The 6,850-nt window shown below is 37.0% G+C and carries 11 protein-coding genes; 7 read left to right on the top strand and 4 right to left on the bottom strand.

Features of this window, described 5'->3' with window-relative positions:
- Positions 1-141 precede the first annotated feature (141 nt).
- From ACFIMK_RS00075 to ACFIMK_RS00065, 3 genes are all read right to left on the bottom strand, one after another.
- Positions 142-900 carry an antA/AntB antirepressor family protein gene (locus ACFIMK_RS00075; protein ID WP_375635088.1) on the bottom strand — a complete coding sequence of 253 codons (759 nt, stop codon included), beginning with the start codon at positions 898-900 and terminating at the stop codon, positions 142-144.
- A gap of 48 nt (positions 901-948) precedes the next feature.
- Positions 949-1,368, bottom strand: coding sequence for a hypothetical protein (locus ACFIMK_RS00070; protein WP_375613784.1), 420 nt, complete (start codon positions 1,366-1,368; stop codon positions 949-951).
- 223 nt (positions 1,369-1,591) lie between these two features.
- Complete coding sequence (locus ACFIMK_RS00065) at positions 1,592-1,924, bottom strand: helix-turn-helix domain-containing protein (RefSeq protein WP_375612684.1); 333 nt, start codon at positions 1,922-1,924, stop codon at positions 1,592-1,594.
- Between the two features lie 112 nt (positions 1,925-2,036).
- Here ACFIMK_RS00065 and ACFIMK_RS00060 point away from each other — a divergent pair, with 112 nt between their 5' ends.
- The 3 genes from ACFIMK_RS00060 to ACFIMK_RS00050 are packed head-to-tail and all read left to right on the top strand — an operon-like array spanning position 2,037 to position 3,505.
- Positions 2,037-2,315, top strand: coding sequence for a hypothetical protein (locus ACFIMK_RS00060; RefSeq protein WP_375628947.1), 279 nt, complete (start codon positions 2,037-2,039; stop codon positions 2,313-2,315).
- A 10-nt stretch (positions 2,316-2,325) separates the two neighbouring features.
- A complete protein-coding gene (locus ACFIMK_RS00055; protein ID WP_375681579.1) occupies positions 2,326-2,883 on the top strand; it encodes a hypothetical protein in 558 nt (185 codons plus the stop codon).
- A gap of 10 nt (positions 2,884-2,893) precedes the next feature.
- Positions 2,894-3,505 carry a hypothetical protein gene (locus ACFIMK_RS00050; protein WP_375610980.1) on the top strand — a complete coding sequence of 204 codons (612 nt, stop codon included), beginning with the start codon at positions 2,894-2,896 and terminating at the stop codon, positions 3,503-3,505.
- Here the strand turns inward: ACFIMK_RS00050 and ACFIMK_RS00045 are convergent.
- Positions 3,492-4,283: a hypothetical protein gene (locus ACFIMK_RS00045; protein WP_375632835.1), complete on the bottom strand. Its 792-nt coding sequence runs from the start codon at positions 4,281-4,283 to the stop codon at positions 3,492-3,494. The genes ACFIMK_RS00050 and ACFIMK_RS00045 overlap by 14 nt on opposite strands.
- A 75-nt stretch (positions 4,284-4,358) precedes the next feature.
- Between ACFIMK_RS00045 and ACFIMK_RS00040 the strand changes: the two genes are divergently transcribed.
- The 4 genes from ACFIMK_RS00040 to ACFIMK_RS00025 are packed head-to-tail and all read left to right on the top strand — an operon-like array spanning position 4,359 to position 6,635.
- Positions 4,359-4,832, top strand: coding sequence for a crossover junction endodeoxyribonuclease RuvC (locus ACFIMK_RS00040; RefSeq protein WP_375638626.1), 474 nt, complete (start codon positions 4,359-4,361; stop codon positions 4,830-4,832).
- On the top strand, positions 4,822-5,160 hold the full coding sequence (locus ACFIMK_RS00035) for a DUF1376 domain-containing protein (protein WP_375638628.1): 339 nt from the start codon (positions 4,822-4,824) through the stop codon (positions 5,158-5,160). Before ACFIMK_RS00040 ends, ACFIMK_RS00035 begins: the two co-directional genes overlap by 11 nt.
- Entirely contained in the window at positions 5,153-6,232 is a 1,080-nt protein-coding gene (locus tag ACFIMK_RS00030) for a YdaU family protein (protein ID WP_375682977.1), read from the top strand. Before ACFIMK_RS00035 ends, ACFIMK_RS00030 begins: the two co-directional genes overlap by 8 nt.
- Positions 6,192-6,635: a hypothetical protein gene (locus tag ACFIMK_RS00025; protein WP_375613776.1), complete on the top strand. Its 444-nt coding sequence runs from the start codon at positions 6,192-6,194 to the stop codon at positions 6,633-6,635. The genes ACFIMK_RS00030 and ACFIMK_RS00025 overlap by 41 nt, the downstream gene beginning before the upstream one ends.
- The last annotated feature ends 215 nt before the right edge of the window (positions 6,636-6,850 follow it).

Genomic DNA, 6,850 nt, shown 5'->3' with positions numbered 1-6,850 from the left:
TTCTTTCTCGATATAGCCGCCTAGGTCGTCTGCTTTAACATCATCAAAATCCCTTAAAGCACGAATGCGGTGGAGAGTTTTGCCCCCAACTTCGATTGTTTCATCAGTAAGTTCATATTTCTTTTCCATAATGATAGCCTCTTAATGCATGCTTTGTCTTTTAAGCTCTTGAGACAGCACCCCCATGCCTTTTGTTGTGATTTTTGCTGAAGGAATGACTTTTTCAGTTCCATTTTCGGTTTGAATAGTGAGGGTTGAGCAATCCATTAGTCCTTTTTGGATTTTATCCTGATAAGGCAATAAGCGATCCCCGAAAGTGCGTCGATACACCCATCCTTTTTTCTGTAGGAAGAGAATGAATTGTTTTGGTTGCATTTCGAGCACTTTAGCGGCTTCAGTAAGACTGAAGAGCCCATCAGAGCGTTGCAAGCTTTCCAGAGCCATTGCTTTTGGTTTTAAATCTTCAATGATGATGTCTTTACGCTCATTTTCATTTTTTAGATGAGTTAATACACCTAACATTACTTGTGGACTTGAGTAATCGATTTGTGGTGTAACAACTTGCTTTGCACGCCGCTCGCATTCAATAAAATATTGACGGGCTTGTTTTCCTTTTTCATTACGCTCTACCATGGAAAGTTCTTTTGCCATTTCCAAGGTGAGATGATAATTAATTGCAATAACAGATCTAGATTTTGCGCTCGCCAAATTTGGTGACCGCAAATCTTGTGTTTTTACAAAGTCTTGTCCTTCTATAAAATTGTATCTGCTAATACGGTCCTTAATCCAATTGGAAAAGTCTCGTTTTGCTTCTAAGAATGCGTGCAAGTCACGAGCATTGACTGTCTGAACGCTTTCTTCGTTAATGGTGTTATTTGTAATAGTGATAGGATTATTCATAAGTTTACTCCATCCGATAATTTAATAAGAGGAAAGAGGGGGGCGCTTTTAAAAACGCCCTCTGTAGTATGTATAATGTGGGTAGTTTGGAATGACATCCGAAAGAGTTAAACGGTGCTGCTGTTCATAAGTACCGTATGTTTCATCTTCATATCGCTGCTGTTCGATTTCTTCTAAAAAAAAACCGTATGCTGTGCTGTGTAGAATAAAGTCATGCGGTATTTTGCCATCAAAACACTTTTGTTCACGTAGTTTGAGATAAAACTCAGCAATATCTTCAGAGATATCTTCGCAACGATTAGTCGTTGGTTCTACGCGCAAAATTTGGACAGCATTATCGGTTTGGTCGATAAAATTGATAATGTCCTTTTCTTCTAATAAAGGACCAGATTTAGCGAGATTTTGTTCTTCATTTTCGCACATCACTAAGAGAATTTCATCAGAATTTATAAACACTGGTTTATTCACAAATGCCTCCATACTGCCTATTGGCAAAAGTTATTTTCTAAGATATGGGAGATAAATATATGCAAAAAGTGCAAGTGTCAACATAAAAATGTAAAAAGTGCATATTTATGCTAGATATGTTTTTTTAAAAAGTGCACTATCCACAATTTATGGAGATACAAAATGCAAATAGCGGAACAAGATTCTAATCTTTTAAAAGGGTTTTCTCAGAAAGAAAAGGAAACTATAACTTATCTTTTGATTGCCTTAAAAACTCAATATATAAAATCACAGACTTCTTGTTTTCTTCAGAAAGATCACGATAAAAATTCATAAATTCTTGATCAACATCATTGAAGAAATTGGGGGGGGGCTCGTTAAAAAACTCAGCTATTTTAACTAATTCCCCAATACTTATGCTTCTTGATTTTCCATTTTTGTAAGGATTAATCATTCTGCTTATAGTGGATTGATGGATTCCCAAGTAGGCGGCTAGTTCTATTTGAGCACCGTGTCCGCGCTCGTCTAATTTTTTTTCTAGCCATTGTTGGATACTTTTTTCAATATTGCTACTCATAATTTAAATATTATCCCTAAAAATACGTAAAATGCAAAAATGTGAAAGGTGCATTTTTTGTTGACATATGTAAAAAGTGCAATTATTTATTGTGCTGTTATGGAGATTACATATGCCTTCGAGATTAATTATAAAATATTTAGGTGGTTTCAAAACTGTAGCAACCATAGTGCAAAGAGATGTGTCATCTGTTTATAGATGGCGTGACATGCCAGCAAAACACCAGCAAAAAATTTTAGATTACGCACGTGATCATGGGATAGATTTGCGTCCAGAAGATTTTTTTTACCCCGATCGCTTGCAGAGATTAATGCAAGAGCAACACCCCCCAATGTCGAAAATTTGCAAGAGCTGCGGTGTTGATCACACCGGAGAAACTTTACAGCATTAAGGAGATAAAGATGAGTTCGAATGAAATTTTATGGATAGCAGTGGTTTCAGTTTTGCTCTTAAGCGGAGTGATGTTTCGTATTGCATTGCATTATCGCGATCAAGTTAAAGCACTTAAAGAGCAGGTTCAAGATATTAAGAAAAAAATGAAAGAGAATGAGTTTAGGTATTTAAAGGAAAGCAAGCAGACAATTGATGAATGTGATGCGGATCTTGAAGAACGTGACAAGGAAATTAAACAACTGAAGCAAGAGATTGAAGAACGTGACGAGGAAATTAAACAACTGAAACAAAAGACTGAAGAGCATGAAAAGGCGTTCAGAAATGTAAGTGAAGTTGTAATGACACTCGAAGCAGATGTTCAATCACGTGACAAGGAAATTAAAGAACTTAAACAAAAGATAGATGCGTATCGAGAAGATTTTACACGGAAAAGTGAAAAGATACAGGCACTAAAAGCAGATGTTCAATCACGCGACGAGGAAGTTGAAAGACTAACACAAAAGCTTAAACAGCGTGATGAAGCAGTAAAAGCGCCGGCTCGTAAAAATAAGAAGAAGGGTAAGTGAGGAGAGAAAGATGAGTTTAGTAGCAATTGTTATTTCCTTAATTGCGAATGTGATTTCGTTTTATGCTGTTCATGACTCTTCTAAAAGAGTGCGAAGGCTTAGAAAAGAGCTAGCAGAAAAAAATGAGTTAATAATGTCACAAAAAGCATTGATGGAAGGACAGCTAGCAGAAAATGAAGAGAAAATACAACATTTACAAGAATTACAAGCAAACGTGCAAGAATGTTTAGAGAAAAGCACTAAAGGGCAAGAATGTGTGATGTCATATGAAAATATTTATGAAAATATTCAAGTCTCTAAAGCTGTTCGTACGCTTGTAAGAGAGTTTATAGAACTAAATCCCATTACAGATGAACAAGAAGATAGATCGCAGGAATTATTGCAACAATTAATGAGGGATGAGCAGACAAAGATTCAAGCAATTAAAGTTGTTAGAGCTTTTGAAGAATGGTTTATACCACGAAATACCATTACATTTGCACAACTAGACTATTGGCCGAGGTCTCAAGAGTTATTGGGGCATTTATTGGGGTTAAAGCCACTGACATGGGAAGATCTTGCTAAAAAAAGTCCTGAGGAACAACAGAGCTATCTCGTACCTGGGAAAACTATAGTGGATTGAAAGCATTTTTTAAACGAATACAGTGAGCGAAAAAATTCACTTTTTCTGGTGGATTTTCAGGATCTATAGCAGTGTGTTCCATAGTAAATATTAGATAAATTAATGGATTTTTCTTGAGAGGCGAAATGGTAAGAATTAGTTCTAATGAGCCAAAAGCTATGAGGCTAAATGGGTCAATATCTCCATGTATTAGAGGCTCTGTTTGGGGTTGTTTAAAACAGAGGTATTTGGAGCTTTGGGGCTGGATTTGGTATATATCTCCGAGGGGAAAAACGGTTGAATCAGTAAATCCACGATAGACTGCGTGAATAAATTTATAATTTCTATCATTCTCTATACTGATGGAATTAATTTTAATTATGTGTTTTGTAGGATTTGCAATGGTTAATAATATATCAATTAATAATTGTGATTTATTATCAGGATCATTATGCATCACTATACGCTGTACAAAAACATTAAGTTTTCTCTGCTCTAGAATTTCTGTCTGTTTTTCTAGAACGTTAGCAAGCTTTTCCATTGATATTGCTTGTTGTTTAGTTGAATTAGCTATGTCCATGGCATTAGCTAATTCTGTTTCAAATTTTTCTCGGTCTTCTCTTCTGAACTTTGCAGCTTCTATTCGATCTTCATTTCTTAAATTCAATGTCTGTTTAATAGAACGAAAAGAAAAAATTGCGGATAATAAAGCACCAACCGAAGAAAGTGCAGAAAATAAAACAGAAAACGCAGAAAATAATACAGGATGCTGTTCTATCCAATTTAAAACCGCTTGCATATTTCTTACACCCTTCTTTCCTTCATTTTCAGAAAAAAACAATCCTATAAAACACATTTTGTATGGAGCGGCGTGGTGATTAACACGATTCTTTGTTTTGATCTAGGTACCAAAACGGGGTGGGCGATACGTGGTGCAAGTGGTGACATGTTCAGTGGTACCGTGAATTTTCAATCGCGCCGTTTTGAAGGCGGTGGAATGCGTTATTTGCGTTTTAAACAATGGCTATCAGAAATAAAGCAGACAGCAGGTCAAATTGACGCGGTGTATTTTGAAGAGGTGAGGCGTCATAAAGGTACAGATGCAGCGCATGTTTACGGTGGTTTGTTAGCAACGTTAACGGCGTGGTGTGAACAGCATCAGATACCGTATGAGGGGATACCAGTAAGTACGATTAAGAAAGCGACGACAGGCAAGGGGAATGCGTCGAAAGAAGAGATGATTAAGGCGGTGCGTGCAAAAGGGCACAATCCGAAAGATGATAACGAAGCAGATGCTTTAGCAATTTTATATTTAGTTAAAGAAAGGGAATTGGGGTATGTCCAGTAAATTACCATGGACGAGGCTTTTTGCAGACAGATGGCTTGTTACTCTTGGTTGTTTGTCGCCGACCGAGAAATGTATCTATGTCATGTTGCGACTTCTAATGCTCCATACTGGTGAACCTATTTTAAAGGACTTAACGGTATTAGCTTTTTGGGTTGGTTATCCAGTAGAAGAGTTTGAAGCAGCTTTGAATTCCTTGATTGAAGGTGGATTCATCATACGTTTAGACAATGGTGGGTTGTGGAATTCAGAAGTTGAAAAAGAACTCAATAACGTCACTGAAGAGCTAGATAATTTCACTTGCAATAATATGGAGGTAAGGCATGTCTAATGGTATGCCGTGGATAAGATTTCATTTGTATGATTGGATTAGTGGTACAGATGGGATGACATTGGAACAACGGGGCGTTTATATAACACTTCTTGTTCGCATGTACGATAAAAAAGCACCCATTAAAGAAGATTTTGAAACGCTTGCACGTGCTTGCAATTGCTCGCAGAAAAAATTTGCAACTATTGTCGAATACTTAATGAGGAATGATAAACTTGTTGAGATAGATGGTGGGTTGTGGAATACGCGCGTTGAAGAAGAGCTAAAAGATTTTGCTGATAAAAAAGATCATATATCACAAATTCGTAGTGAAGCTGGTAAAAAAGGTGCACAAGCAAAAAACAATACAAAACAACATGTTAATAATTTTGCTGAAGCAAACGACAAGCAAAATGATTTTTTTGCTGAAGCAAAAGATAAGCAAAATCTAGCTATAAAGAACCAGAATAAGAATAATATATATAAAAAAAATAAAACTATCGTTTTATCAAAAAAAGAAACTGAATTTGAAGATTTAGAAACAACGGATTTGATTGAAGAGCCAATCGAGGTTGATGCGATTGAAAGCGAACCAAATCAAATCGCAACATCATCAGACAATCAACCTCCCATTCACGAGCAAGAAAACGTTCCTAAAAAAGCCAAGCGGGTTAAAGCCGATAGAGGTTGTCGATTGCCTGCGGATTTTGAACCCGATTACGATTTTGCAATCAACGAAGGCTTGCCTTCAGAGCGTGTGAAAGTCGAAATCGCAAAATTTAGAGATTATTGGAATGCCAAGGCAGGTAAGGACGCATGCAAAACGGATTGGCAAGCAACATGGCGCAACTGGGTACGCAAGGCAATTGAAGATTTACAGAAAGGAAAAAACTATGGAAAGTCAAGCACTGAAACAACAGTACAGCAGCGTGGATGGAGTTATCGCGTTGCACAGCACATGTCCAATATCAAAAATTCAGATAGTGTGTACAAATTTCTATTCGAGGATGACAACCGAACCACCGTTCCATTGGAAGACAGGGCAAAAACCATTGATTGCAGAAGCGGAGAGAATTACTTCATTAGTTCATGATGCGTTGCAAAAGCTTGAAAAGAAAGCGACTGAAGAAGAAATTCAAACAACGTATCTTGTCCTTTCAAATGGACTTAAGAGCCCCATGGGATCAGATGAGAAAGCGACAGCGCTTGCGTATCTTTACGCTCTTGAAGGCATAAGCAGCTGGGTATTGCAAACGGCAACAAAGAACGCTTTGAAAGGCAAAGCCGAGGGCTTAAATTCGACCTTTATGCCCTCAACAGCAGATTTTTATCGTTATTGTAAGACGCTTGAAGGCAATATTCGCTTTCATGCAAAGCACATTCTTAGGAGCCTTGAAAAGCCTGAAAAGGAAACAAATAAAAAGGCACCGATGCCATCAGAACGCATAGAAAAGCTTCAAAAAGAACTTGAAGAAGTTTTAAAGGGCATTGAATGATAAACAGCAAAGTAGTGAAGTTTGCTGATGATTTTGAGAATATATATGCGTTTAAATTGACAGAAAGGCACCGTACAGAGCGATTTAAAGATTTTGTGATAAAACCACATTGAAATTAAAAACGCTTCTGTACAGTCCATTTTGAGGCAAATAAACCCATTGGTAAAGTTATGGATTTAGATAGGGGATATTAAACCAGATGTTTTTAAAAAAAC

The organism is Bartonella sp. AP280QHHD, from assembly GCF_042196125.1.
In the GTDB taxonomy this organism is placed as follows: Bacteria; Pseudomonadota; Alphaproteobacteria; order Rhizobiales; family Rhizobiaceae; genus Bartonella.
Note: the sequence above shows the minus strand (reverse complement) of the source record. Positions and strands in the feature narration are given on the sequence as shown.